The following is a 366-nucleotide window of genomic DNA, read 5'->3' as shown; positions in this document are numbered from 1 at the left end:
ACGGTCGGGGTTCGGGTGCTGGTCCGCAGAAACGCTGGGGCCGATCTCACCGGTGAGGTGGTCGAGGACTACGCGGCCGTGACCGACCCGGGCGGCGGTGGGCACGCGTGGGCGCCGGTGCATCGGTGGGCGGTCGCCCTCGACGACGGGCGACTGGTCTTCGCCGACACCGAAGATCTGACCATGGATCCGGGCTTTCCCCACTCCGCCCCGGATCCGAACCCGGGCCCGGGTTCGGCGGTGCGGGCACCCGGCCGGCACCGGGGAGAATGACGGCGGCAGATCGCGCCCCGCGGACGGGTCGCGCCCTGCGGTGATGTCGGGATGTGCGGTTCCGTTGTGGGGTGAGAAGCCCGGAGGGGTCCG

1 protein-coding gene is annotated in these 366 nt (G+C 73.2%); it reads left to right on the top strand.

The features are described 5' to 3' along the window. On the top strand, positions 1 to 273 hold a 273-nt coding region (locus MLGJGCBP_RS44390), incomplete at its 5' end, for a hypothetical protein (protein WP_236581703.1). Between the last annotated feature and the right edge of the window lie 93 nt (positions 274 to 366).

Origin of the sequence: Rhodococcus sp. T7, assembly GCF_009872365.1 — a bacterium.
Classification (GTDB): domain Bacteria; phylum Actinomycetota; class Actinomycetes; order Mycobacteriales; family Mycobacteriaceae; genus Rhodococcus_F.
Note: the sequence above shows the minus strand (reverse complement) of the source record. Positions and strands in the feature narration are given on the sequence as shown.